We start from the raw sequence: 23,701 nt of genomic DNA, 5'->3' as shown, positions 1-23,701 counted from the left end.
AAGCAAAAAACCCATCACTACCGTTAAGTAATGATGGGTTCTTTATATAGGTGGAGTTGACACATACGCCGGGTTCTGTTCCGCTTGCGCGGCGGTAACCATTCGTCTAGGCCTGCAATCGCTCACAGGCTCAAGCAATCTACCCGCCCCCAAACACGAGCAATGCTATGTGAGGGCCTATTTGATCTTGCTCCGGGTGGAGTTTACCTTGCTACGAACTGTTGCCAGTCGCACGGTGCGCTCTTACCGCACCCTTTCAGCCTTACCTGTGCCTCTTCCGAAGAAATGAGGCCATCGGCGGTCTTCTCTCTGCTGCACTTGTCGTGGGCTCGCGCCCCCCAGACGTTATCTGGCACCCTGCTCTATGGAGCCCGGACGTTCCTCCCCTTTACCAGTCTCCCGAAGGACTTCAACATCAGTTTCCCGAAGGACCTCAATGTCAGTCTCCCGAAGGACATCAATAAAGCAGCGATTACCCGTTCAACTCCGAGGGCGGATTGTATAGAGATTAATGTGCAGTGTCTAGCGAGATCACAAATATGCTGCAAACCGTTAAGCAAGTGCACAAATTCCACACAATTTAGGCACAAAAAAAGGAGCGACGGTATTCCCCTCACTCCTCAGAAGCTTTTCAATACAAGTTAGCGACTCTGTAAAGCGCGCTCTAGTTGTCTAGATGCTCTAAGCCCCATTTGTATAAAGCGTTCTTTTTCAGGTTATAGATCTCGGCCGTCATAGCCGCTGCTTTTTTAAGGGGCAGTTCTTTGGTTAGAATTCCCAACGTGCGAGTTGCTTCATCAGGCAGCTCTGTGGTTGCTGCTTCACGGTGACCATGAATCAGTAGCACCATTTCACCGCGCTTACGGTTCGAATCTTCTTCAATCCACTCAATCAGCTCACCGAGTGGCAGACCTTGAATCGTTTCAAAGGTCTTAGTCAACTCACGCGCCAACACAACCTCACGGTCAGGCCCTAGAATCTCTAGCATGTCTTGCAGAGAGTCGGAAATACGATGCGGTGATTCATAGAAGATACACGTGCGCTCTGCCTTGGCAATTTCTAAGAATTTGTCTTTACGGCCTTTGCTCTTTGGTGGCAAGAAGCCTTCAAAACTGAAACGATCAGACGGCAAACCAGAAGCACTGAGCGCCGTAATCACAGCACAAGCACCAGGAAGTGGCACAACTCTCACACCCGCTTGACGACATTGCGATACAAGATGGTAACCTGGGTCACTGATTAAAGGGGTTCCCGCATCAGAGACTAATGCGATAGACTGACCTTCTAATAACTTTTCAACTAGAACTTGCGCTTTGGTTTGTTCATTATGATCATGTAGAGCAAACGTTCTGGTCGGTATATTGAAGTGAGCGAGAAGCTTACCCGTGTGACGTGTGTCTTCGGCTGCAATAACATCGACACTTGATAAAATTTCAATTGCTCTTTGAGTGATATCTCCCAAATTTCCGATGGGGGTTGGCACAATATAGAGAGTTGGGCTCTCTGTGAGCAAGGTTTTGTTATCTGTCATTTGTTTACCATCACTTCAACGATTAATATAGATACAAATTGATACGGAATTTAAAGAACTCATGGCAACGATGAACCATAAGAGACTCAGTGTACCACGCTTACTCACTCCAATTGCATTAGCAATTACATTGGCGGCTTGTTCTTCAGGTCCTCAAGCACCAACGCGTGTTGATATCACACTCGATCCCGCGCAATCAACTGAAAGTTACATGATCCAGGCGGATAGTAGCAAAGGTAGTCTACAAAACGACTGGTTAATCATGGCGCTTAAAGCTTCTGTGCAAGCAGGAAAAACCGATCAAGCGACTCTGCTTATCAAACGCTTAGCGAGACAAGAGCTGAGTGAAGTCCAGCAAGCCGAATGGCAACTAGCTCGAGCGCAGCTGTTGGTTAATAACTCGCAACCAGGTCAAGCCTATAAACAACTGAACTTTCAGCCTTGGTGGAAGCTTCCCGACGAGCAATGGAAAGATTATCACGAGCTACGCGCGAATCTTTTAGAGATGAAAAGCGAATATTTCGAATCGGCTCGTGAGCTAGTCCTTTACTCTGAATACGCTGACAGCGACGACGAAAGCCAACAGCAAACCGCTGACCGTATTTGGCAAAACCTGAATAGCTACTCTCAATACGAGATTCTTGAACTCAAAACGTCGCCAACAGAAGACGTTCTTGCTGGTTGGTTACAACTGTCTATTTATACTAAAACACTGAATGCTAACCTTCCTGAACTACAGAAAACACTGTCTGATTGGTTGGCAGAGAACCCGCGTCATCCTGCCGCAACCTACACACCCCAAGCAATCAATGACATTGTCGCTTTAGAGATCAGTAAACCAACCAGTACCGCGCTATTACTACCATTAACGGGTAAGTATGGTAAGCAAGCACAACTCGTCCGTGATGGCTTCATTTTCGCTATGATGAATGACAAAGAGCGTGAAAAAGACGCAACGCTAACGGTGTTGGACACCAACGCCCAAAGCATCGCTGAAATAAAAGCAACGTTGGAAGAAAACAACGTAGATTTTATTGTTGGCCCGCTCATTAAGAACAACATTGTCAAGCTTCAAGAAACACAACAAGATCATGAAAATGCAATTCCAGCACTTGCGCTAAACATCCCAACTCAACTAGAACCGCATAGCAATATTTGCTATCTCGCCTTGTCGCCAGAGCAAGAAGTCGCTCAAGCCGCGAAACACCTTTTTTCTCAAGGCTATAAGTACCCGCTAATCCTAGCTCCGAAAGGGCGCCTAGGTGACAGAGTTGAGCAAGCGTTTAAGAAAGAGTGGAAAAAATACAGTAACAACGATGTCGCCATGAGCTTTTTCTCTGACAAACGCCAATTACAACGCAATGTGAATCAGGTATTCGGATTACAAGAAAGCCAGCAGCGTATCGCTCAAATGGATGGACTACTGAACCTAGACCTAGAAACCGAGCCTCGCAGTCGTCGCGATATAGATTCCGTCTACATTGTGGCTAAAAACTCAGAACTCACGCTAATCAAACCTTTCATCGAGGTTGCAATTAATCCTGATGCAGACCAACCCGCATTGTTCTCAAACTCACGTAGTAATAGCGGTGATAGGCAGTATGAAGATCTAACAGGTGTTTTTTACAGCGACATTCCTCTGTTAGTTGACAACAAAAACGAACTGAACAAAGAGCTAAATGACCTATGGCCAGCCAACTCAAACGGCCAAAAGCGTCTACAAGCGCTAGGGATGGATGCTTACTACCTGATGGGTGCACTGCCATTGATGAAAGCCGTTCAGGGGCACAGTATTCCTGGTGAAACCGGTGTATTGACCATCGATAACAACTGCGTTGTACAACGTGAAATCAGTTGGGCAGAACATGGGGCTTTTTAGCCGAAAATGTTTAACTAAACCAACAATCACCCACAAACAAGTGGGTGATAAATACGAGGCTATGGCAAAATCTTATCTGATAAACCACGGTTTATCGTTAGTTCAAGAAAACTTCATAGCAAAATGTGGTGAGATTGATCTTATAATGCGCCATAACAACACGGTTGTGTTTGCTGAGGTAAAATACCGCAAGCAGACCCGCTACGGACATGCCGCTGAAATGGTAACAGCCAAAAAGTCACAGAAGCTGCTCAAAACAGCTAATATCTGGCTGATGAAGCAAGGCCTGTCGGTGCACTCTACAGATTTCAGGTTTGATATCGTTGCCATTGAAGGGCCGAATGACAATATCAACTGGATTCAAAACGCGATTACCCAAGGATAAACATGCTAGACAGCATTAAAGAAAGTTTTACAGAAAGTATTCAAATCCAAATTGCGGCAGCAGAAGCTCTGCCAGACGCAATCACGCATGCCGCTCAAGCCATGGTTGCGACCTTGCTGAACGGGAACAAAATTCTTTGTTGTGGTAATGGTGGTTCGGCGTCGAATGCTCAGCAATTTGTATCGTGCTTGCTCAATCGCTTTGAAACCGAGCGCCCTAGCCTTCCAGCGATGGCACTAATGGCAGACAACACTACGCTAACAGCTGTGGCCAACGACTACCACTATGAAGAGATCTTCTCTAAGCAGGTACGCGCGTTTGGTCAAACCGGTGATATTTTACTGGCAATCTCGACCAGCGGTAACAGCAAGAACATCATTAAGGCAATGGAAGCGGCGGTTACTCGTGACATGACAATCATCGCCTTTACGGGAAAAGATGGTGGCGAGATGGCTGGCCTGCTTGGTGAACACGATGTCGAGATTCGTATCCCTTCACACCGTACCGCGCGCATTCATGAAGTACACATGGTGACACTACACTGCCTATGTGACCTAATCGATCAAGTACTCTTCCCAGCTCACGAAGAGTGATATACGGAGCATCACAATGAAATCATTAACCTCTATGAAGCTATTTAAGCTGATTAGTGTTTCGCTACTTACACTATCCCTATCTGGTTGTGCTGGCCTTTTCATTGCTGGTGCAGCAACCACTGCGAACTTAGTCACTGATACTCGAACAACCAAAGAGATTTGGAACGACAACAATATCGAATTTGAAGTAGCAGCTATTACCAATAAACAACCCTACCGTGGCAATGTTCGCATCACCGCGAGCTCTTACCGAGGTTCAGTGGTATTGATGGGACAAGCGACCACAGACGCTGAGCGTCGTGCTTTTGAAAACCAAGCCAAAGATGTAGCTGGTGTAGAGAGCATCCACAATCAGGTTCGCGTTAAGCAGCCATTGTCTATCAGTGCCATCAGTAACGACAGTTGGATTACCACTAAGGTGAAATCAGCGTTGTTAGCTAAATCAGAGCTAAACGGTATAAAAGTGAAGGTAATTACTGAAGATTCAGAAGTATTTCTGCTTGGATTGGTTTCTCGAGAGCATGCAGATATCGCGACAGAAGTCGCACGCAATATCTCAGGGGTAAAACAGGTAATACGCGCCTTTGAATATGGTGACGAAGAAGCTTCTGTTAATTAACTAGCTCATATGCTCAATATTGGAAGACATTAGTGTTAGAACGTCGCTAAGCTAAAACAGTCAAATTTATTGGCGACAGAATCAGAAAGCAAAAAAAAGAAAAGCAGCGACGAGTCGCTGCTTTTTTATTTGGTCGCTATTTTAACTAACGCTATTTGATAACACGAAGGCTTGGACGGCCTTTCGCTGGGCGAGGTGGCTCAGAATCTGAGTCAGGCTCTTCAGCATCGACGTCTGCCGTTGCTACGCTCAAAGATGGTCCTTTTTCTGCCTCTTCAAAAGGAGCTTCTTCAATCCCTTCTTCAAACGTTTCCATGTAGGCCTCTTCAGGTTCAAACATGGTACCAGCACCATTCTCACGAGCATAAATTGCTTGTACTGCGTAAAGTGGCACAATCACAGAGTGTGGACGACCGCTAAAGCGAGCACTAAATGTCACAGCTTCGTTACCCAGTTCGAGTTGTCCAATCGCACGAGGCGCAATGTTCAGAATGATCTGACCATCTTGAACAAACTCTTCTGGAACTCGTACACCCGGCAAGGTTGCTTCAACAACAAGGTGTGGAGTCAGTTCGTTATCAACCAGCCAGTCGTAAAATGCACGAAGCATATATGGTCGGCGTGGTGTCATATTTGAAATATCCATAACGCTAGCGAACCAGTCGCATCTCACGCTCAGCTTCAGTTAAAGAAGCTAGGAATGAGTCACGTTCAAAGACGCGGTTCATGTACACTTTAAGCTCTTTAGAACCAGGGCCAATCAGTTCGATACCAAGCTCGGGTAAACGCCATAGTAGCGGAGCTAGGTAACAATCAATTAAGCTAAACTCTTCGCTCATGAAATACTCATATTCAGCAAAGATAGGAGCAAGAGTCAGTAAGTCGTTGCGCAGTTTAACGCGAGCTGCTTCAGATTCTTCAGCATTGCCTTTAACTACCTTCTCTGCAACTGAATACCAGTTACGCTCAATTCGGTACATCATTAGACGGCTATTACCACGAGCAACCGGGTATACAGGCATCAATGGCGGATGAGGAAAACGCTCATCAAGATATTCCATAATGATCTTTGAGTCATATAGAGCAAGCTCACGATCAATAAGAGTAGGTACTGATTTGTACGGGTTCAATTCAACAAGCTCTGCTGGGAGATTTTTCTCATCAACCAACTCAACTTCAACACTTACGCCTTTTTCAGCAAGAACAATGCGCACCTGATGGCTATACATATCAGAGGCACTTGAGAAAAGAGTCATCACAGAACGTTTATTGGCAGCTACAGCCATGGAGCCCTCCAGTACACTTTAAATAAAAACAATGGAGGCCTAAAGCCTCCATTGAACATTAACATAATTTGGAAATTAGCGAGGCATTATAGCACAATTAGTGCACATCACGCCAATACTCTTTCTTCAGCAGAATCACGATGATAGTGAAGATTACTAAGAAGGCCATTACCCACCAACCCATAGCGTGACGCTCAAGTTGAACAGGGTCACCCGAGTAAACCAAGAAGTTAACAAGGTCACGAACCGCTTCGTCGTATTCACCAGTACTGAGTTCGCCAGAGCCGTCAGTTTCAGTACCAACAACCACTGTTACCTCTTCGCCATCGACCATATGAGTATCGTAGATTGGCGTTGGAATACCTTGCAGCTCTTCAAGAACATGCGGCATACCAACACTTGGGAAAACAATGTTGTTCACACCAAATGGACGAGACGGATCTTCATAGAAAGTACGAAGGTACGTGTATAGCCAATCAGCACCACGCACACGAGCCACTAAGGTTAGGTCAGGTGGCGGAGCACCAAACCAACTTGCCGCTTGTTCTGATGGCATAGCGTTAATCATTAAGCTACCGACTTTCGCTTCCGGATCGAAAATCAAGTTTTCCTTCATTAGATCGACAGGGATCTCTAAATCATTCGCAACACGCTCATAGCGTTGGTACTGCGTTGAGTGACAAGCGAAACAGTAATTCATAAACAGCTTAGCGCCGTTTTGCAATGAAGCTTTGTCAGTTAAATCATTGTTCGCTTTGTCTAATGGTACGTTTGCACCCGCTGCCATCGCCAGTGACGGCAACATAGCAAATAAAATTACAATCCACTTTTTCATTTGAATGTCACCCTTTCTGGTAATGGTTTCGTCACTTCATTTTTACTGTAGAACCACAGTAGAACGAAGAACATGAAGTAACCTAAGCTAAATATTTGAGCCAGCAGCGTATACGTTGGCGTTGCTGGAAGCGCACCAAGTATACCAAGGGCAATAAAGCTTATTGTGAATTGGATGATATTAATTAAATGCAGTTTGCTACGGTAACGGTAAGAACGCACTTTACAACGGTCAAACCATGGCAGTAGGAATAGCACCACAATAGATGCGCCCATTGCTAAGACACCTATCAGCTTATCAGGAACAGCACGAAGTACAGCATAGAACGGTGTGAAGTACCAAACTGGAGCAATATGCTCTGGTGTTTTCAGTGGGTTTGCAGCTTCAAAGTTAGGCGGCTCAAGGAAGTATCCACCCATCTCTGGGTTAAAGAACAATACATAACAGAACAAGAATAAGAAACCAGCAACACCAACCATATCTTTCACAGTCCCGTATGGGTGGAAAGGAATAGAATCGATGATGTCGTATTTCTTCGTATAATCCTTGTGGAATGGGAACTGAGTTTTATAGTCGTCGCCCATTGTACCTTTAGGAAGCTTAGTTTCGATACCGTCAGGGTTATTCGAACCCACTTCGTGCAGCGCTAATACGTGAAGTACGATAAGCAGCAATAGTACGATTGGTAGAGCGATAACGTGCAGTGCGAAGAAACGGTTCAGCGTTGCACCAGAGATGATGTAGTCACCACGGATCCACAGCGTTAGGTCATCACCAATAACAGGGATTGCACCAAATAGAGATATGATTACCTGAGCACCCCAGTAAGACATTTGACCCCATGGTAGTAAGTAACCCATGAAAGCTTCAGCCATAAGTACTAAGAAGATCAACATACCGAAGATCCAAAGTAACTCACGAGGTTTTTGGTAAGAACCGTAGATTAGACCACGGAACATATGCAGGTAGATAACGACGAAGAATGCCGAAGCGCCCGTCGAGTGCATGTAACGTAGTAACCAACCGTATTCCACATCACGCATGATGTATTCAACAGATGCAAATGCGCCATCGCCAGATGGTACGTAGTTCATTGTTAGCCAAATACCGGTAAGGATTTGGTTAACCAGTACCAACATTGCTAAAGAACCAAAAAGGTACCAAAAGTTAAAGTTCTTAGGCATTGGGTATTCAGATAAGTGCTTTTTATAAGCATTCATCGCGGGTAGACGTTTCTCTACCCAATCAAGAAGTCCTTGCATTATGCGTCTCCCTCGTCCACACCGATCATGATCTTAGTGTCACTCAAATACATATGCTTTGGCACCACAAGGTTCAACGGTGCCGGTACACCTTGGAATACTCGACCTGCCATATCAAACTTTGAACCATGACAAGGACAAAAGAAACCAGACTTAACACCCTGAACTTGCTCTGCGAAAGAATCAGGCAAATAAGTAGGAGAACAACCTAAGTGTGTACAGAAACCAACAGCAACGAAGAATTCCGGCTTAATCGAACGGAACTCGTTCTGTGCGTATTCTGGTTGTTGTTCAGTTTCAGATTGAGGGTCACGAAGTTGACCACCGATCGATTTTAGGTTCTCAAGTACCGATTCAGCTCGGCGTACAACCCATACAGGCTTACCTTGCCACTCGACACGAACCATTTGTCCCGGTTCTAACTTACTGACTTCCACTTCCACCGGTGCACCTGCAGCTTTCGCCTTGGCACTCGGGTTCCATGATTTTATAAAAGGCACGGCTACAGCAGCTGCTCCTAAACCACCAACAACGGCTGTTGTTGCGGTTAAGAAACGCCTGCGACCGTTATTTAAAGGCGCGTTGCTCATCCAAACATTCTCCCATTTGCTCTTTATGGATTGAAATCATTCCGATTAAAGAGCATGGCTAACAAAATATGTATTTAGTTCTATTTATTGACGGCAAATGATAAATAAAACCCTACTTTTTGACAAGATAAAGCTACCTTTTTGTAACAATCATGAGGCAAAGCGCACATTGGGTTACAAAAGCTTTCAAAATATAAGAATTTGGAAATAAAACGAGGGTTGGAAAGCATTTAGAGGAGGGTATAAAAACAAAAAGCTCGGCATATAGCCGAGCTTTGAACCACAATTCCAGTAATAAAACTGAGAGCGTGTACTTTTTCGTAAAGAAAAATTAACGCTTAGAGAATTGAGGTTTACGACGTGCTTTACGTAGACCAACTTTCTTACGTTCAACGCAACGAGCGTCACGCGTAACATAGCCAGCTGCACGTAGAGCAGGACGTAGAGTTTCATCGTACTCCATAAGAGCGCGAGTGATACCGTGGCGGATTGCGCCAGCTTGACCAGAAATACCACCACCAGAAACGGTGATGTAAAGGTCAAGTTTCTCAGTTAGTTCAACTAGCTCAAGAGGTTGTTTAACAACCATACGAGAAGTTGGACGACCGAAGTAAACATCAAGGCTACGCTTGTTGATTACGATCTCACCAGAGCCTGGTTTGATGAAAACACGAGCTGCTGAGCTTTTGCGACGACCAGTGCCGTAGTATTGATTCTCTGCCATTGTCTTAATCCCCTTAGATGTCTAGTACTTGTGGCTGTTGAGCAACATGGTTGTGCTCAGCACCAGCGTATACTTTTAGCTTACGGTACATTGCGCGGCCTAGAGGACCACGTGGTAACATACCTTTAACAGCTAGTTCGATAACCATCTCTGGCTTCTTGTCGATCAGCTTTTCGAAAGTGATAGACTTAAGACCACCTGGGAACTCAGAGTGACGGTAGTAAACCTTACCCTTAGCTTTGTTACCAGTTACAGCAACTTTCTCAGCGTTAACAACGATGATGTAATCACCTGTGTCTACGTGAGGAGTGTATTCTGCTTTATGCTTACCACGAAGGCGAGAAGCGATTTCACTTGCTAGACGGCCAAGAGTTTTGCCTTCAGCGTCTACAACATACCAGTCGCGTTTTACAGTTTCTGGTTTAGCAACGAAAGTTTTCATGCTAATAATTACCTATTTAAAAAATTTACACTTAAGGAATACTCGCGTATTCCCACTGTCTAAGAGTTACCATTCATCACCCCTTCGAGTGTTGGAAAACTCTTGGCATAACGTGATTTTACTCATCGCTAGAGGCCCGCAGTAACGGTAGGTCGCAGGATTATAGAGAAGAGCGAAGAAAAAATCACCTCTTTTTGAACAAAATCACGATTTTTTTAATTCTATTTCTTATTCGAGATAATCAGAGCTAACTTAAGTGTTCTTTTGCCAAATATTCATGGCTCTGCATTTCGATTAAACGAGACTGACAACGTTTAAATTCAAACTCTAGCTGGCCATGGGTATACAATTTTTCTAGCTCAACTTCCGCTGAAATAATCAATTTCACGTTGCGCTCATAGAACTCATCCACTAACGCAATAAAGCGTCTTGCTGCATCATCTGAAGTTGCGCCCATTTGCACAACATCCGCCAACAGAACGGTATGATAAACCCGAGATAGCTCTATATAGTCATTTTGGCTACGCGCCGACTGACAAAGCTGAGCGAAAGTGCCGTGTAAAACGCCATCACTCACTTTAATGACATCCAGCTGACGGTGATTAACCTCAATCTGTGTGAACTTTTCTTTATCGTCACCAACTAACTGGGCGTAATATTTTTCGAGATTGATATTCGCTTGGCTATCCAGCGGGTAATGATAAATCTCAGCCTGCTCTAAAGTACGTAGACGATAATCAATGCCACTATCGACATTAAGGATATGACAGTTGTCTTGAATAAGCTTAATGGCCGGTAAGAAACGCGCTCGCTGTAACCCATTGCGATACAGATCCGCAGGTGGAATATTAGAGGTCGCCACCAAGATAACGTTTCGAGCGAATAACTCTTGGAACAAGGTGCCTAGGATCATCGCATCGGTGATGTCTGAAACGAAGAATTCGTCGAAACAGACAATATCCGCTTCTTGCTTAAACTTATCCGCAACTAAAGGCAATGGATCACTGACATTCCCGAGCGCTTTTAACTCGTCATGTACGCGATACATAAAACGGTGGAAGTGGACTCGCATTTTTTTAGTGGTTGGTAGTGCGTCGTAAAACGTATCCATTAGATAAGTTTTCCCACGCCCGACACCGCCCCAAAAATAGAGACCTTTAGGTGGCTGTGATAATTCTGTTTTTTTGCCCAGTAATTTCTGAAATCGAGTCAGTTGAGGAATGGGCGTATTCATGTAATCTTGGAATTGATGAAAAAGTTCATCTAAAGATTTAACAGCTTGCTCTTGTGCTGGATCTCTTTGAAATCCATGTTCTTTTATATCTTGTTCGTATTTTTTAACGGGATTCATGACGATATTTCCACAATGAAAGCGACATCAGACAGCGAAGAAAAATGCACCTAAACAGTATGAGAGACCATGACATGCGGCGAATAAATCAGCATCAAACTGCTAGGTAGCGCACACGCATTTCTCTTTATACTGCGGCTTTCTCATAGTACCATGGAGCAGTATCACGTGTAACCAAGCAGTAATAAACATGTTAAAAAACAATAATAAGGAGCTGTTATGTCTTGGATGTATGCCGTTGCCGGTTTACTAGTAGGAGTTATTTTAGGAGTCGCTATTTCTCGTTTTATGACACCTGAATACAAAAAACAAAAGAACGTACAGAAAGAATTAGATAGCGCAAAGTTTGCCCTTGAACAGCAACGACAAGAGCTTGCAGATCACTTTGCGAAATCAGCAGAAATGTTAGATACCTTAGGTAAGGACTACACGAAACTGTATCAACACATGGAGAAAACAAGCTCAGAGCTAATCCCAAACATGCCCGAGCAAGACAACCCGTTTGTAAAAACAGCTGCTGCCCATTCAGATAAGCCGCAAGAGAAATCGACATCTAAAAAGGAAACGCTTGAAGAGCAACCTAAAGATTACGCCAATGGTGCAACGGGTTTATTTAAAGAACAAAAGAAAGAAATCATTGATACTCCAGATGTTGTCACAGCAAAAGCATCGTAAACATTTAACAATTCAGTGAACTTTACAAAGGTTTTTGAGTCATAACTTTCACTCAGGTCACTTGAAACTTCTCATACTTATACCAAATATGAGAGATGTAAGACCTTAACTAGAGAGGAGTTTATGATGAAAAAACCTTTGCTTGCTTTATCAGTACTGACCTTAAGCTTAAGTTCAATCATCACCCCAATTCAAGCGACAGCTGCACTTCCCCTAAATGTCGGTAATGAACAGTTACCGAGTTTGGCCCCTATGCTTGAACAAGTTACCCCCGCTGTAGTGAGTATTGCCGTCAAAGGCAAACAGGTACAACGTCAGCGAATTCCTGAACAATTTCAATTCTTTTTTGGTCCAGAACAAACACGAGAGCGGCCGTTCCGTGGGTTAGGTTCTGGTGTCATCATTGATGCCAAGAAAGGCCATATCGTGACCAATTACCATGTAATTAATGGTGCCGACGATATCAAAGTAAAACTTCATGATGGCCGAGAGTACGATGCCGAGCTCATCGGTGGCGACCAGATGTCTGATATCGCATTACTCAAATTGGAAAAAGCCAAGAATCTCACCCAAATAACAGTCGCAGACTCAGACAAGTTGAGAGTCGGTGACTTTAGTGTGGCGATCGGTAACCCATTTGGACTTGGGCAAACGGTGACATCCGGTATTGTTTCTGCACTAGGTCGTAGCGGTCTAAACCTAGAAAACTTTGAAAACTTCATCCAAACGGATGCCGCGATAAACAGTGGTAATTCTGGTGGTGCACTGGTGAATCTTAACGGTGAACTGATTGGTATTAACACCGCCATCCTTGGTCCGAATGGAGGTAATGTCGGTATCGGTTTTGCTATTCCATCCAATATGATGAAAAACCTGACAGAACAGATTCTCAATTTCGGTGAAGTAAAACGCGGCATGCTTGGTGTTCAAGGCGGAGAAATCACCTCTGAGTTAGCAGAGGCGCTGGGATATGAATCCAGTAAAGGTGCTTTTGTCAGCCAAATTGTCCCCGATAGCGCCGCAGACAAAGCAGGTCTCGAAGCGGGCGACATTATTGTTTCTATCAATGGCAAGCGTATTGATACCTTTAGTGAGCTAAGAGCTAAGGTGGCAACCTTAGGTGCAGGCAAACAGATTGAGCTTGGTGTGGTTCGTGACGGAAAGCGTAAGAGCTTTGACGTAACTCTTGGTGAATCGACCAATAGTAAAACACAAGCAGAAAAGCTTCATGAAGGACTTGCCGGTGCCGAGCTTACTAACACAACCGAAAGTGACTCAGTAACGGGCGTTAAAATATCGAGTGTAGCTCAGGGCTCACCAGCAGAAGCGTACCAACTGATCAAAGGCGACATCATCATTGGCGTAAACCGTCAACCAATTAAGAATCTTGCTGAATTTAGAGCACTCCTTGAGAAACAACCAGGCATATTGGCGCTTAACATCCAGCGAGGCGATAGGACTATTTACCTCGTTATTCGATAGCTATACGTCAACGTAATAACAGGGAGGCTCAGTAAGTTTGCTTTAAACTTACTCAGTCTCCCTTTTCTTTAGATGAATCAAAATGCTATGCTTCATTAGGACGTGTTGACCTTGCGAGCTAATTTTGACAGCGAAAGACCGACACGCCCTAGTAATCAAGTCAGTCATCCATTTACGGATGCTTCATACCTTACTTGTTGAAGAGGGAAACATGCTGTCCTTTCTATTTCGTTCTATTTCCCTTGGACTCGTTTCAGCGGTGCTTATTCTTCTCGTATTTCCAAGCTTAAGGCCAGCGATTGTTTCAGATGTGACAAGCCCTAAAGTCGATAATATTACCTCGCTTCAGATTTCGTTTAACCAAGCTGTACGCCGTGCAGCACCTGCGGTGGTAAATATTTATAGCCGTAAGTACGCAGAAAGCGATCGCAGTAAGCTGCTCACTCAAGGTTTGGGTTCTGGGGTTATTGTCAGCGAAAAAGGTTACATCATTACCAACTTCCACGTTGTTGCTCAGGCTGACCAAATTGTAGTCGCACTTCAAGATGGACGCGTAGCCGCCGCGCAACTTGTCGGCTCAGACAAGCGTACCGATATCGCGATACTTAGAGTCAGCGGTGATAACCTACCGGTGATTCCACTTAACCCCAATTACAAAGCCAATGTCGGGGATGTAGTACTGGCTATCGGCAATCCGTACAACCTAGGTCAAACGACAACCTTTGGTATCATCTCGGCAACAGGCCGATCGTCAATCAGTGCAGACGGTCACCAAGCCTTTATTCAAACCGATGCGGCAATTAACGAAGGTAACTCAGGCGGGGCATTGGTGAACTCACAAGGTGAACTAGTCGGCATTAATACAGCTTCGTTCCAACAAGCCACCGATATGGAAACCTACGGAATCTCTTTTGCGATCCCCTATCCACTTGCCAATAAAATCATGGAGAAGATCATCGCTGATGGTCGTGTCATTCGTGGTTATATCGGCATCGATGGGCAAGACATCAATTCAGTCACATCGCGTTTGCTTGGAACTAAGAACATTGGCGGGATTGTTGTTTTAGGCATAGATCCGAACGGCCCAGCGGCCGATGCGGGGTTTGAAGCACAAGATATTATTGTCAGTATCAATAATACTCAAGTTAATGGCCGTCAGAGTGTTATGGACATCGTGACTGATCTGCGACCGGGCACAGTCATCGATGTCGGCGTATTACGACAAGGTGAAAGCAAGACACTTAAGGTCACCATAGCCGAAGACACGCGCCTGTAAATCAAGTATCCACTTAACCGCTATCTACACGGTTTGTCTTATCTATACAGTTTGTTTTATCTACACGGCTTAACAAGCTAGAACACATAGACAAAAAACCCAGCTTTCAAGCTGGGTTTTCTTTTATCAATCATGACATCACGCGACTCTTTTTTCTATGACTCGCTGGGTCATCGATATCGACGCGAGTCACTCGCTGTAATCCTCTCGGCAATAAGCCACCACGACGACCACGCTCACCTCGGAAGTTTTCAAGATCCGCTGGTTTTAAGCCAAGCTTACGTTTACCCGCGTAGATTGTCAGCGTTGCATTCTCTGGGATAGCCATCAAATGCGACACAAACTCTTCACGTTCTTTTGCTTTCGCAGAAGGAATGTTGATGATCTTGTTACCCTTACCTTTAGTCAGTTGAGGTAGGTCTTTAATCGGGAACAGCAACATACGCCCTTGGTTCGTAATCGCTAAGATCTGGTTACTGTCCAAGTCAGCAATCGGACTTGGCATCATCACTTCAGAAGCTTGTGGCAAGTTCACCAACGCTTTACCGCTCTTGTTCTTAGAAAGCAAATCGCCCCCCTTACAAACAAAACCGTATCCGGCATCTGAACCGACTAACCAGAGCTGATCATCCTCACCCATCACTACTTGACGGATAGAGGTACCAGGGCTAACGTTCAAGCGACCGGTAATAGGCTCACCTTGGCTCCGCGCCGACGGTAGCGAGTGTGATTCAAGGGAGTAACTTCGACCGTCACTACCCAAGAACACCGCTTGTTGGTTACTCTTACCCTTAGCACTTGCTAAGAATTTGTCACCAGACTTATAGTTTAAGCCTTCAGCATCAACCTCATGCCCTTTAGCATGACGAATCCAGCCTTTCTCAGAAAGCACAACCGTGATCGGTTCACTCGGAACTAAATCACGTTCTGTGAGTGCTTTGGCTTCAGCACGCTCAATCAATGGTGAGCGACGGTCATCGCCATACTTTTCAGCATCCGCTTGAATTTCTTTCTTGATCAGCGTGTTTAAACGACGCTCAGAGCCCAATAGCTTTTCAAGCTTATCACGCTCTGCTTCTAGCTCTTCTTGCTCAGCACGAATCTTAAACTCTTCTAACTTGGCTAAGTTACGAAGTTTTATATCTAAGATAGCATTCGCTTGTGTTTCTGTAATATTGAAGCGGCTCATCAATACAGGACATGGTTCGTCTTCTGTACGGATGATCTCAATCACTTCATCAATATTCAGGTAAGCCACCAGCAAACCTTCTAAGATGTGCAAACGTGCCAGTACTTTATCTAAACGGTACTGCAAACGACGACGAACCGTTGTACGACGGAATTCAATCCACTCTTTTAGAATTTGAACCAGACCTTTAACTTGAGGGCGACTGTCTAAACCAATCATGTTTAAGTTAACGCGGAAGTTTTTCTCTAGGTCCGTCGAAGCAAACAGGTGACTCATCAACTGATCACAATCGATACGATTCGAGCGTGGAACCACAACGATACGCGTTGGGTTCTCGTGATCCGACTCATCACGCAGATCGTCAACCATTGGTAGCTTTTTAGCGCGCATCTGGTTAGCGATTTGCTCAAGTAGCTTAGCACCTGACACTTGATGAGGCAGAGCGGTGATAACAATATCAGAGCCTTCTTTGTGCCAAACAGCGCGCATCTTGATACTGCCACGGCCAGTACGGTAGATCTTTTCAATATCCGATTTCGGCGAGATGATCTCTGCTTCCGTTGGATAGTCAGGACCTTGCACGCTTTCCATAATGTCCGATAGCTCAGATTTAGGGCTATCGATCAACTTAATGGTTGCCTCGGCAATTTCACGCACGTTATGCGGTGGAATATCCGTCGCCATACCAACCGCAATACCAGTGATACCGTTCAGTAGGATATGGGGCAGACGAGCTGGCAGCATTTGTGGCTCTTTCATCGTGCCATCAAAGTTTGGTTGCCATTCAACCGTACCTTGACCTAGTTCACTCAGCAAAACTTCAGCAAACTTAGACAGTTTCGCTTCGGTATAACGCATTGCGGCAAATGATTTCGGATCATCCGGAGCACCCCAGTTACCTTGACCGTCTACCAATGGGTAGCGGTAAGAGAACGGCTGTGCCATCAATACCATCGCTTCGTAACAAGCAGAGTCACCGTGTGGGTGATACTTACCTAGTACATCACCAACGGTACGTGCCGATTTCTTATATTTCGATGCGGCCGATAGACCAAGTTCAGACATCGCGTAGATAATACGGCGTTGAACGGGCTTCAAGCCATCGCCGATATAAGGCAATGCACGATCCATGATCACGTACATTGAGTAGTTTAAGTAAGCGTCTTCGGTGAACTTGCGCATAGGCAATTGTTCAACGCCATCAAATGTAATTTCGTTAGACATCCATTATACCTCGGCCATATCACCGTTAGTTTGTAGCCATGTACGGCGATCATCTGCACGTTTCTTACCAAGCAGCATGTCCATCATCTCATTGGTCGCTTCGCTGTCATCAATCGTTAATTGAACAAGGCGACGAGTATTTGGATCCATGGTGGTTTCGCGCAACTGAAGTGGATTCATTTCACCCAGACCTTTGAATCGTTGCACGTTAATTTTGGCTTTCTTCTGCGATAGTCGCTCAAGCACACCATCTTTCTCTGCATCATCGAGTGCGTAGAACACTTCTTTACCGCAATCGATACGATACAGAGGAGGCATTGCCACATAGATGTGCCCTTCTTCAACCAAAGCCGGGAAATGGCGAGTAAACAGTGCACAGAGCAATGTCGCGATATGAAGACCATCCGAGTCTGCATCGGCAAGGATACAGATTTTACCGTAACGCAGGCCTGACAAATCATCGTTATCAGGGTCGATACCCAAAGCAACCGAGATGTCGTGTACTTCTTGTGAAGCCAATACTTGGTCAGCAGATACTTCCCATGTATTTAAGATCTTACCGCGAAGTGGCATCACTGCTTGGAACTCACGGTCACGCGCTTGTTTCGCAGAGCCACCCGCCGAGTCCCCTTCCACGAAGAAGATCTCAGTGCGGCTTAAATCTTGAACCGAACAGTCAGTTAGCTTACCCGGTAGTGCTGGGCCTGATGCGATTTTCTTACGCACAACCTTTTTGCTCGCGCGCATACGTCGGTGAGCGTTAGCAATACAAGCTTCAGCCAGTTGCTCTGCCAGTTGCGGTTTCTCATTCAACCAAAGGCTGAAGGCATCTTTTACAACACCAGAAACAAACGCTGCGGTTTGACGAGAAGATAAACGCTCTTTTGTTTGACCAGCAAACTGCGGATCTTGCATCTTCACCGACAGTACGTATGAACAACGATCGAAGATATCGTCACCGGTTAGCTTCACGCCACGAGGCAGAAGATTACGGAATTCACAGAACTCACGCATGGCATCAAGCAGACCTTGGCGAAGACCGTTTACGTGTGTGCCCCCTTGTTTGGTCGGTACTAAGTTCACGTAACTCTCGGTGATCATTTCACCGCCTTCTGGCTGCCAGATGATCGCCCAATTCGCCATTTCCGTTTCAGCAACAAACTCACCGACATACGGATCTTCAGGCAGTAAAGTGTAACCTTTCACGCCCTCTGCAAGGTAATCTTTTAAACCATCTTCATAGAACCATTTGTGTTCTTCACCACCCACTTTGTCGACAAAGGTGATTTCTAAACCAGGGCAAAGTACTGCTTTCGCTCGTAGGTTGTTGATAAGGCGAAGTGTCGAAAACTTATGGCTATCGAAGTATTTTGGATCAGGCCAGAAATGTACGGATGTACCACTGTTACGATTGCCGCAAGTACCTGTTACGGTCAGTTCTGTTACAGCATGACCCCCTTCAAGTGCGATCTCGTGAACCTGGCCTTCTCGGCGCACTGTCACTTCAACGCGTTTTGAAAGTGCGTTTACAACCGAGATACCGACACCGTGTAAACCACCAGAAAACTTGTAGTTATTGTTTGAGAATTTACCGCCGGAGTGGAGCTTAGTTAGGATCAACTCAACACCAGAAATCCCTTTTTCAGGGTGAATATCAACGGGCATACCACGGCCGTCATCAGTAACTTCTAGCGATTGGTCTGCATGAAGCACAACTTTAATTTTCTTAGCGTGTCCCGCTAGTGCTTCATCGACCGAGTTATCAATGACTTCTTGGGCAAGGTGGTTCGGCCTTTCTGTCTCGGTATACATTCCCGGGCGGTGTCGCACAGGATCGAGACCTTCAAGTACCTCGAGGTCTTTTGCATTATATTGTTCAGTCATAATACGGAGTTTACTCAAAAAGTTTGCGTCAGTTCACTGGCTCTAGTTTCACTAAAGCAGAATCATTACTATGAACCGTCATAGTAGAGCGAACGAGCGAAGTATTGGGGAATATAGTCTGGAAGCTGAGTAATGATGTCAAGCTAGTTCAAAAACTAAGACATCAAACTATGATATTTCACCATTGATAGATGAAATAACAGGCAAACAAGAGAGAATCGATCAACCAGTAAAGCAGATTATAGCTTTAGAAAGGTGATGATTTGTTGTGGGTAACGCTCAAAGTCAACAAAGCTATGATCCCCACCTTCTTCTACTGTTTGTGTTGCACCTTGGTACTTCTCTACCGCTTGTCGGTAATCCAGAACTTCGTCTTCCGTTTGTTGAAGTAACCAGAAGTCACTCGGTTTTTCGAGAGCCTGAACCTCTAACGCCTTCAATTCCTCGATATGTTTTGCTTCCAGTACATATCGTTCATTTGTGTAAGGATTTACTTGCTCACCCAAATAATCAGCAAGAAGCTCATAAGGTCTCACCGCAGGGTTAACAACCACCGCTTTAAAACCATAGTGACTATTAAGCCATGTTGAAAGGTAGCCCCCCAACGAACTGCCGACTAATGCTATCTGGTATTGATCTTTATACTGTTCCACCAACTGCTGCAAATGAAGTGCTGCTTGCTGAGGGAAACTCGGCAGCTGAGGCGTAATCACCTTAATATCAGCACGATGCTCTGCACAGTAGTCAGCCATCACTGTCGCCTTGTGAGAACGTGATGAGCTGTTGAAACCGTGAATATAGAGAAGCAGCGGTGGCTTAGCAGTTTGCTGATTAGAATCAGACATTAATAGCCTCCTACATCGTTCTTCACTGGCATCAATAACCAGCCGCATCAAAATCAGGTAAGAATTGTCCATGAGGTAAACGGCGAACTTGCGTGCTTACCGTGCCATCTTGATGTAATTCAATCTCTCTCCAGCCTGGAGACAAGGTATCCACCGCAAAGTCATTCGAGTTGGGTTTAAATTGCACACAAGTCGACGGGGTTGCCATGACTTGTACACCATGATGATCTCGATTCATGTCTTGATGAACGTGTCCACAAAGTACGGCTTTTACATTGGTATGCTGTTGGACCACACCCCAAAATTGCTCTGCATCTTTCAGGTTATGTTGATCCAGCCATGCACTGCCAACCAAGAGCGGGTGGTGGTGTAAAAGAACCAAAGTATTACGCTCAGGGAATTCCGACAATTTTTGCTCTAGCAGATCAAGTTGCTGATCGCTGAGGCGGCCGTGCGGCACACCAACCACTTGTGAGTCCAGCATAACCATCTGCCAGTTATCGCCTAGCAAGACATGCTCAACACACTGTATTTGTGGTGATGGTAAAACACTGCCCATATTAGGCTTGAAGTCATGGTTTCCTGGCAGCCAATAACATGGCTTTTCCAAAGGCTGAATTCCTGACTCGAATTTCTGGTACGATTCAGCACTGTGATCTTGAGAGATATCACCGGTTGCCAGAATCGCTTGATAGTCAAAGCCTTGACTAACAATGCCATCGACTACAGCACGAAAGCTATCTTGAGTGTTGATGCTTAATAAGCTGCCATTGCTCGGCGCAAACAAATGCGTGTCCGTTAGCTGAACAAGCTTAATACTGCTCTCATCAAATTTTGAAGTGTGTGATAATTCCAAAATAACAAATCCAGATACGTTACTGTTTAGACTTTAAAGTGTTCTTTAAATAGGCTCAATTAAAAAGCAATTGGGGCTCGGCTGATACCGGTTTTTAAACAAAACGTTAACCATTCCCCAAGAAATTTATTCAATTGAAACTTCTCATCCTTTTGCAGAAGCTTAGCGTTGGGGTAGTCATACTTCGCTTTGACTCGTGAAAAGTCCCCACTAGCGCACACTTCTGCAACTCGAGCGTCGTGATATAGCCTGACAGACATTTTTGGCAAAGGAAACACTGGCATCGCGTCACTCTGACATATGTCTATTAATGTGGTGTATTTTGTGACCTCATTCACTGTCAACTGATAAACCATATTAACGGCTTGATAGCAGCGAACATCGCCAACCTCATGCCCAACCGGTAACAGAGCGTTGAGTTTGGCGTAGTTCGTCTCATAAACTCGCATCAACTCAGCAAGATCAACATGATACGGTTTTTTGACCGCTATATTTGGCATGACGTTAATCTACCCACTCTGATTGTAATTCTTGGTGGTTCAATTGCAGCCACTGTAGCGCAATGATCGTGGCTCCATTTTCAAAAACACCGTCTTTTACTAACTGATAAGCGGCCTCGCGACTCATCACTTGTACACGAATGTCTTCACCTTCGTAATCCAACCCGTGTACCCCTTTTGCTGTGGTTGCATCAACACAGCCAACAAAAACATCGAGCTTTTCTGAGCAGCCACCAGATGAAGGGTAATACGAAGTAATAGGTAGTACAGATCCGACTTCAACTCCCGCCTCTTCCATCGCTTCTCGACGAGCAACGTCTTGCGGAGGCTCATCCGTATCAATAATTCCAGCAACAATTTCGTATTGCCATGGGTTCTCATGCTCTAAAGCGCCAACGCGAATCTGCTCAACGATCACGACTTCATCGCGCACAGGATCATAAGGTAACAAAGCGGCAGCATGACCACGCTCAAACATCTCACGTTCTATTGGTTGGCTCCAGCCTCCCTCAAACAGTCTATGTTTAAATGTATATTTAACCATTTTGAAAAAACCACGAAACAGCGTCTCTTTTGAGACTATTTCCACATCTTGCGGAGTAAACTCATGTCGTTGCTTGTCATACTGTTGCATTTGGTACCTCGCTAAGTGATCTTTACAGTTTACTCATTGTCCGAGTTAACTACCAAGGATAAGGTTCAACTTTTTGTATAAAATTTATAATTAAAGTTAAGTTTTAAAAAATAAATATTGCACAAGTGGACAGTTAACTGTAAAAAGTGCAAAGTTTCGAGTAAATCACCACCAAACTGGGTTAAACTCTTTTAAAGAAAATTCTATGAAAGGCAGGAATGGGAAAATGAAAAAACTGCTTCCACTATTTATCAGTGCAGCAATTGGCAGCCTGAGTTCGTCAGCTTTCGCTGATACGCTAGCTGAAGTTTACGACCAAGCAAAACAGAACGATCCACAACTTCTTCGTTCAGCAGCGCAGCGCGATGCCGCTTTTGAAGCAGTAACGTCAAGCCGTAGTGATTTGTTACCACAAATTAATCTAACAGCAAACTACGACATTAACCGTGGTGATAGAGATATCTCTGGTACAGGTAGCTCAAGTATTGATAACAACACTTGGGGAGCAGCGATCGGCTTCACTCAAGAGCTTTACCAACGTTCTTCATGGATCACGCTAGATACAGCAGAAAAAACGGCTCGTCAATTTGATTCAGCTTACGCGGCTGAACAACAAGCTTTGATTCTTCGTGTTTCGACAGCATACTTCGAAGTACTTCGAGCTCAAGATAACCTAGAGTTTGTTCGTGCAGAAAAAGCAGCGGTTGCTCGTCAACTAGAACAAACTAAGCAGCGTTTTGAAGTGGGGCTTTCAGCAATTACCGATGTACATGATGCGCAAGCTCAATACGATGGTGTTTTAGCTGATGAAGTGCTTGCAGAAAACGACTTAACGAATAGTTACGAAGGTCTACGTGAGATTACAGGTCAAGAACACGCTAACCTAAGCATCCTAGATACGGATCGCTTCTCAGCAAGCAAATCTTCTGAGTCTGCAGTGGCACTTGTAGAACAAGCGGAACAAAAGAACCTTAGCCTACTCGCTGCACGTATCTCTCAAGACGTAGCAAAAGATAACATTTCTCTAGCAAGCTCAGGTCACTTACCAAGCTTAACGTTAGATGGTAGCTACTCCCTGTCAGATCAATCAAACAGCTCTCAAAATTATGATCAAGACAACCTAAACCTAGGCTTAAACTTAGTTGTGCCTCTATACACGGGTGGTAACACAACTTCTTTGACTAAACAGGCTGAATACAACTACGTTGCAGCAAGTGAAGACCTAGAAGCAACTTACCGTAGCGTTGTAAAAGACGTACGTGCATTCAACAACAACATCAGTGCTTCAATTGGTGCTCTACGCGCTTACGAACAATCTGTGGTTTCTGCTCAGTCTGCTCTAGAAGCAACAGAAGCCGGTTTTGACGTTGGTACTCGTACTATCGTTGACGTACTGGATTCGACTCGTCGTCTATACGATGCGAACAAAAACCTTTCAGATGCTCGTTACAATTACATCCTAAGTGTACTTCAGCTTCGCCAAGCAGTTGGTACGCTAAGCGAACAAGACATTGTTGATGTAAATGCCGGTCTAAAAGTAGCAAGTAAGTAATTCTTAATAAGTTACCGTTACAAAAATGCCGCTCATTGAGCGGCATTTTTATTATCTATTAAAAACTATAGCTTAGAAGCGAAA

At 44.8% G+C, this 23,701-nt stretch carries 23 protein-coding genes and 1 other RNA gene; 8 read left to right on the top strand and 16 right to left on the bottom strand.

Features of this window, described 5'->3' with window-relative positions; genetic code table 11:
• Positions 1-48 precede the first annotated feature (48 nt).
• Positions 49-488: RNase P RNA component class A (gene rnpB, locus OCT63_RS09845), an RNA gene on the bottom strand.
• A 176-nt stretch (positions 489-664) separates the two neighbouring features.
• Positions 665-1,531, bottom strand: coding sequence for a 16S rRNA (cytidine(1402)-2'-O)-methyltransferase (gene rsmI / locus OCT63_RS09840; RefSeq protein ID WP_161678799.1), 867 nt, complete (start codon positions 1,529-1,531; stop codon positions 665-667).
• A gap of 61 nt (positions 1,532-1,592) precedes the next feature.
• Between rsmI and OCT63_RS09835 the strand changes: the two genes are divergently transcribed.
• From OCT63_RS09835 to OCT63_RS09820, 4 genes are read left to right on the top strand one after another with little or no spacing between them, the layout of a single operon-like run.
• On the top strand, positions 1,593-3,410 hold the full coding sequence (locus OCT63_RS09835; RefSeq protein WP_269983659.1) for a penicillin-binding protein activator: 1,818 nt from the start codon (positions 1,593-1,595) through the stop codon (positions 3,408-3,410).
• On the top strand, positions 3,397-3,795 hold the full coding sequence (locus OCT63_RS09830) for a YraN family protein (protein ID WP_017056036.1): 399 nt from the start codon (positions 3,397-3,399) through the stop codon (positions 3,793-3,795). Before OCT63_RS09835 ends, OCT63_RS09830 begins: the two co-directional genes overlap by 14 nt.
• 2 nt (positions 3,796-3,797) lie before the next feature.
• Entirely contained in the window at positions 3,798-4,388 is a 591-nt protein-coding gene (locus tag OCT63_RS09825) for a phosphoheptose isomerase (protein ID WP_010434705.1), read from the top strand.
• A gap of 16 nt (positions 4,389-4,404) precedes the next feature.
• Positions 4,405-5,010: a BON domain-containing protein gene (locus OCT63_RS09820; protein ID WP_060467156.1), complete on the top strand. Its 606-nt coding sequence runs from the start codon at positions 4,405-4,407 to the stop codon at positions 5,008-5,010.
• Between the two features lie 151 nt (positions 5,011-5,161).
• On the opposite strand, the gene sspB is transcribed toward OCT63_RS09820, so the two are convergent.
• The 8 genes from sspB to zapE form a co-directional block, all read right to left on the bottom strand.
• A complete protein-coding gene (sspB, locus tag OCT63_RS09815) occupies positions 5,162-5,656 on the bottom strand; it encodes a ClpXP protease specificity-enhancing factor (protein WP_060467155.1) in 495 nt (164 codons plus the stop codon).
• Between the two features lie 4 nt (positions 5,657-5,660).
• A complete protein-coding gene (gene sspA, locus OCT63_RS09810; RefSeq protein WP_017056033.1) occupies positions 5,661-6,296 on the bottom strand; it encodes a stringent starvation protein SspA in 636 nt (211 codons plus the stop codon).
• Positions 6,297-6,393: 97 nt separating this feature from the next.
• On the bottom strand, positions 6,394-7,131 hold the full coding sequence (locus OCT63_RS09805; protein ID WP_017056032.1) for a cytochrome c1: 738 nt from the start codon (positions 7,129-7,131) through the stop codon (positions 6,394-6,396).
• Entirely contained in the window at positions 7,128-8,393 is a 1,266-nt protein-coding gene (locus OCT63_RS09800; protein WP_017056031.1) for a cytochrome b, read from the bottom strand. Before OCT63_RS09800 ends, OCT63_RS09805 begins: the two co-directional genes overlap by 4 nt.
• Positions 8,393-8,983: a ubiquinol-cytochrome c reductase iron-sulfur subunit gene (gene petA / locus OCT63_RS09795; RefSeq protein WP_017056030.1), complete on the bottom strand. Its 591-nt coding sequence runs from the start codon at positions 8,981-8,983 to the stop codon at positions 8,393-8,395. The genes OCT63_RS09800 and petA overlap by 1 nt, the downstream gene beginning before the upstream one ends.
• A 331-nt stretch (positions 8,984-9,314) precedes the next feature.
• On the bottom strand, positions 9,315-9,707 hold the full coding sequence (gene rpsI / locus OCT63_RS09790; RefSeq protein WP_004740758.1) for a 30S ribosomal protein S9: 393 nt from the start codon (positions 9,705-9,707) through the stop codon (positions 9,315-9,317).
• Positions 9,708-9,720: 13 nt separating this feature from the next.
• Entirely contained in the window at positions 9,721-10,149 is a 429-nt protein-coding gene (gene rplM, locus OCT63_RS09785) for a 50S ribosomal protein L13 (protein ID WP_017056029.1), read from the bottom strand.
• Between the two features lie 247 nt (positions 10,150-10,396).
• Positions 10,397-11,500, bottom strand: a complete 1,104-nt coding sequence (gene zapE / locus OCT63_RS09780) for a cell division protein ZapE (RefSeq protein ID WP_269983658.1) — start codon at positions 11,498-11,500, stop codon at positions 10,397-10,399.
• A gap of 219 nt (positions 11,501-11,719) precedes the next feature.
• Between zapE and zapG the strand changes: the two genes are divergently transcribed.
• From zapG to degS, 3 genes are all read left to right on the top strand, one after another.
• Positions 11,720-12,175 carry a Z-ring associated protein ZapG gene (gene zapG, locus OCT63_RS09775; RefSeq protein WP_060467154.1) on the top strand — a complete coding sequence of 152 codons (456 nt, stop codon included), beginning with the start codon at positions 11,720-11,722 and terminating at the stop codon, positions 12,173-12,175.
• Positions 12,176-12,301: 126 nt separating this feature from the next.
• Positions 12,302-13,657 carry a DegQ family serine endoprotease gene (locus OCT63_RS09770; protein WP_060467153.1) on the top strand — a complete coding sequence of 452 codons (1,356 nt, stop codon included), beginning with the start codon at positions 12,302-12,304 and terminating at the stop codon, positions 13,655-13,657.
• A gap of 211 nt (positions 13,658-13,868) precedes the next feature.
• On the top strand, positions 13,869-14,933 hold the full coding sequence (degS, locus tag OCT63_RS09765; protein ID WP_060467152.1) for an outer membrane-stress sensor serine endopeptidase DegS: 1,065 nt from the start codon (positions 13,869-13,871) through the stop codon (positions 14,931-14,933).
• A 130-nt stretch (positions 14,934-15,063) separates the two neighbouring features.
• Here the strand turns inward: degS and parC are convergent, their stop codons facing one another.
• The 6 genes from parC to nudF all read right to left on the bottom strand — a co-directional run bounded on the left by parC (position 15,064) and on the right by nudF (position 22,065).
• Entirely contained in the window at positions 15,064-17,346 is a 2,283-nt protein-coding gene (parC, locus tag OCT63_RS09760; RefSeq protein WP_269983657.1) for a DNA topoisomerase IV subunit A, read from the bottom strand.
• 3 nt (positions 17,347-17,349) lie between these two features.
• Complete coding sequence (gene parE / locus OCT63_RS09755; RefSeq protein ID WP_060467150.1) at positions 17,350-19,230, bottom strand: DNA topoisomerase IV subunit B; 1,881 nt, start codon at positions 19,228-19,230, stop codon at positions 17,350-17,352.
• Positions 19,231-19,469: 239 nt separating this feature from the next.
• Positions 19,470-20,075 (bottom strand): esterase YqiA, encoded by a 606-nt coding sequence (gene yqiA / locus OCT63_RS09750; RefSeq protein ID WP_269983656.1) that lies wholly within the window; start codon positions 20,073-20,075, stop codon positions 19,470-19,472.
• Positions 20,076-20,106: 31 nt separating this feature from the next.
• Positions 20,107-20,931: a 3',5'-cyclic-AMP phosphodiesterase gene (cpdA, locus tag OCT63_RS09745; protein ID WP_161678793.1), complete on the bottom strand. Its 825-nt coding sequence runs from the start codon at positions 20,929-20,931 to the stop codon at positions 20,107-20,109.
• Between the two features lie 59 nt (positions 20,932-20,990).
• Positions 20,991-21,431, bottom strand: coding sequence for a DUF1249 family protein (locus OCT63_RS09740; RefSeq protein ID WP_060467147.1), 441 nt, complete (start codon positions 21,429-21,431; stop codon positions 20,991-20,993).
• A 4-nt stretch (positions 21,432-21,435) separates the two neighbouring features.
• Entirely contained in the window at positions 21,436-22,065 is a 630-nt protein-coding gene (gene nudF, locus OCT63_RS09735; protein ID WP_161678792.1) for an ADP-ribose diphosphatase, read from the bottom strand.
• A 226-nt stretch (positions 22,066-22,291) separates the two neighbouring features.
• On the opposite strand from nudF, the gene tolC reads away from it, so the two are divergent.
• Positions 22,292-23,617, top strand: coding sequence for an outer membrane channel protein TolC (gene tolC / locus OCT63_RS09730; protein WP_060467145.1), 1,326 nt, complete (start codon positions 22,292-22,294; stop codon positions 23,615-23,617).
• The last annotated feature ends 84 nt before the right edge of the window (positions 23,618-23,701 follow it).

Source organism: Vibrio sp. RW (genome assembly GCF_027587105.1).
Taxonomy (GTDB): Bacteria; Pseudomonadota; Gammaproteobacteria; order Enterobacterales; family Vibrionaceae; genus Vibrio; species Vibrio toranzoniae.
This window is presented reverse-complemented; position numbering and strand designations above follow the sequence as displayed.

Coding starts and splice junctions, on each gene's coding strand:
- OCT63_RS09805 (WP_017056032.1), bottom strand. CDS start 7,131: ATGAAAAAGTGGATTGTAATTTTATTTGCTATGTTGCCGTCACTGGCG.
- OCT63_RS09800 (WP_017056031.1), bottom strand. CDS start 8,393: ATGCAAGGACTTCTTGATTGGGTAGAGAAACGTCTACCCGCGATGAAT.
- OCT63_RS09820 (WP_060467156.1), top strand. CDS start 4,405: ATGAAATCATTAACCTCTATGAAGCTATTTAAGCTGATTAGTGTTTCG.
- rpsI (WP_004740758.1), bottom strand. CDS start 9,707: ATGGCAGAGAATCAATACTACGGCACTGGTCGTCGCAAAAGCTCAGCA.
- sspB (WP_060467155.1), bottom strand. CDS start 5,656: ATGGATATTTCAAATATGACACCACGCCGACCATATATGCTTCGTGCA.
- OCT63_RS09740 (WP_060467147.1), bottom strand. CDS start 21,431: ATGCCAAATATAGCGGTCAAAAAACCGTATCATGTTGATCTTGCTGAG.
- zapE (WP_269983658.1), bottom strand. CDS start 11,500: ATGAATCCCGTTAAAAAATACGAACAAGATATAAAAGAACATGGATTT.
- tolC (WP_060467145.1), top strand. CDS start 22,292: ATGAAAAAACTGCTTCCACTATTTATCAGTGCAGCAATTGGCAGCCTG.
- OCT63_RS09830 (WP_017056036.1), top strand. CDS start 3,397: ATGGGGCTTTTTAGCCGAAAATGTTTAACTAAACCAACAATCACCCAC.
- yqiA (WP_269983656.1), bottom strand. CDS start 20,075: ATGTCTGATTCTAATCAGCAAACTGCTAAGCCACCGCTGCTTCTCTAT.
- rplM (WP_017056029.1), bottom strand. CDS start 10,149: ATGAAAACTTTCGTTGCTAAACCAGAAACTGTAAAACGCGACTGGTAT.
- nudF (WP_161678792.1), bottom strand. CDS start 22,065: ATGCAACAGTATGACAAGCAACGACATGAGTTTACTCCGCAAGATGTG.
- OCT63_RS09770 (WP_060467153.1), top strand. CDS start 12,302: ATGAAAAAACCTTTGCTTGCTTTATCAGTACTGACCTTAAGCTTAAGT.
- sspA (WP_017056033.1), bottom strand. CDS start 6,296: ATGGCTGTAGCTGCCAATAAACGTTCTGTGATGACTCTTTTCTCAAGT.
- rsmI (WP_161678799.1), bottom strand. CDS start 1,531: ATGACAGATAACAAAACCTTGCTCACAGAGAGCCCAACTCTCTATATT.
- petA (WP_017056030.1), bottom strand. CDS start 8,983: ATGAGCAACGCGCCTTTAAATAACGGTCGCAGGCGTTTCTTAACCGCA.
- parC (WP_269983657.1), bottom strand. CDS start 17,346: ATGTCTAACGAAATTACATTTGATGGCGTTGAACAATTGCCTATGCGC.
- OCT63_RS09835 (WP_269983659.1), top strand. CDS start 1,593: ATGGCAACGATGAACCATAAGAGACTCAGTGTACCACGCTTACTCACT.
- degS (WP_060467152.1), top strand. CDS start 13,869: ATGCTGTCCTTTCTATTTCGTTCTATTTCCCTTGGACTCGTTTCAGCG.
- zapG (WP_060467154.1), top strand. CDS start 11,720: ATGTCTTGGATGTATGCCGTTGCCGGTTTACTAGTAGGAGTTATTTTA.
- parE (WP_060467150.1), bottom strand. CDS start 19,230: ATGACTGAACAATATAATGCAAAAGACCTCGAGGTACTTGAAGGTCTC.
- OCT63_RS09825 (WP_010434705.1), top strand. CDS start 3,798: ATGCTAGACAGCATTAAAGAAAGTTTTACAGAAAGTATTCAAATCCAA.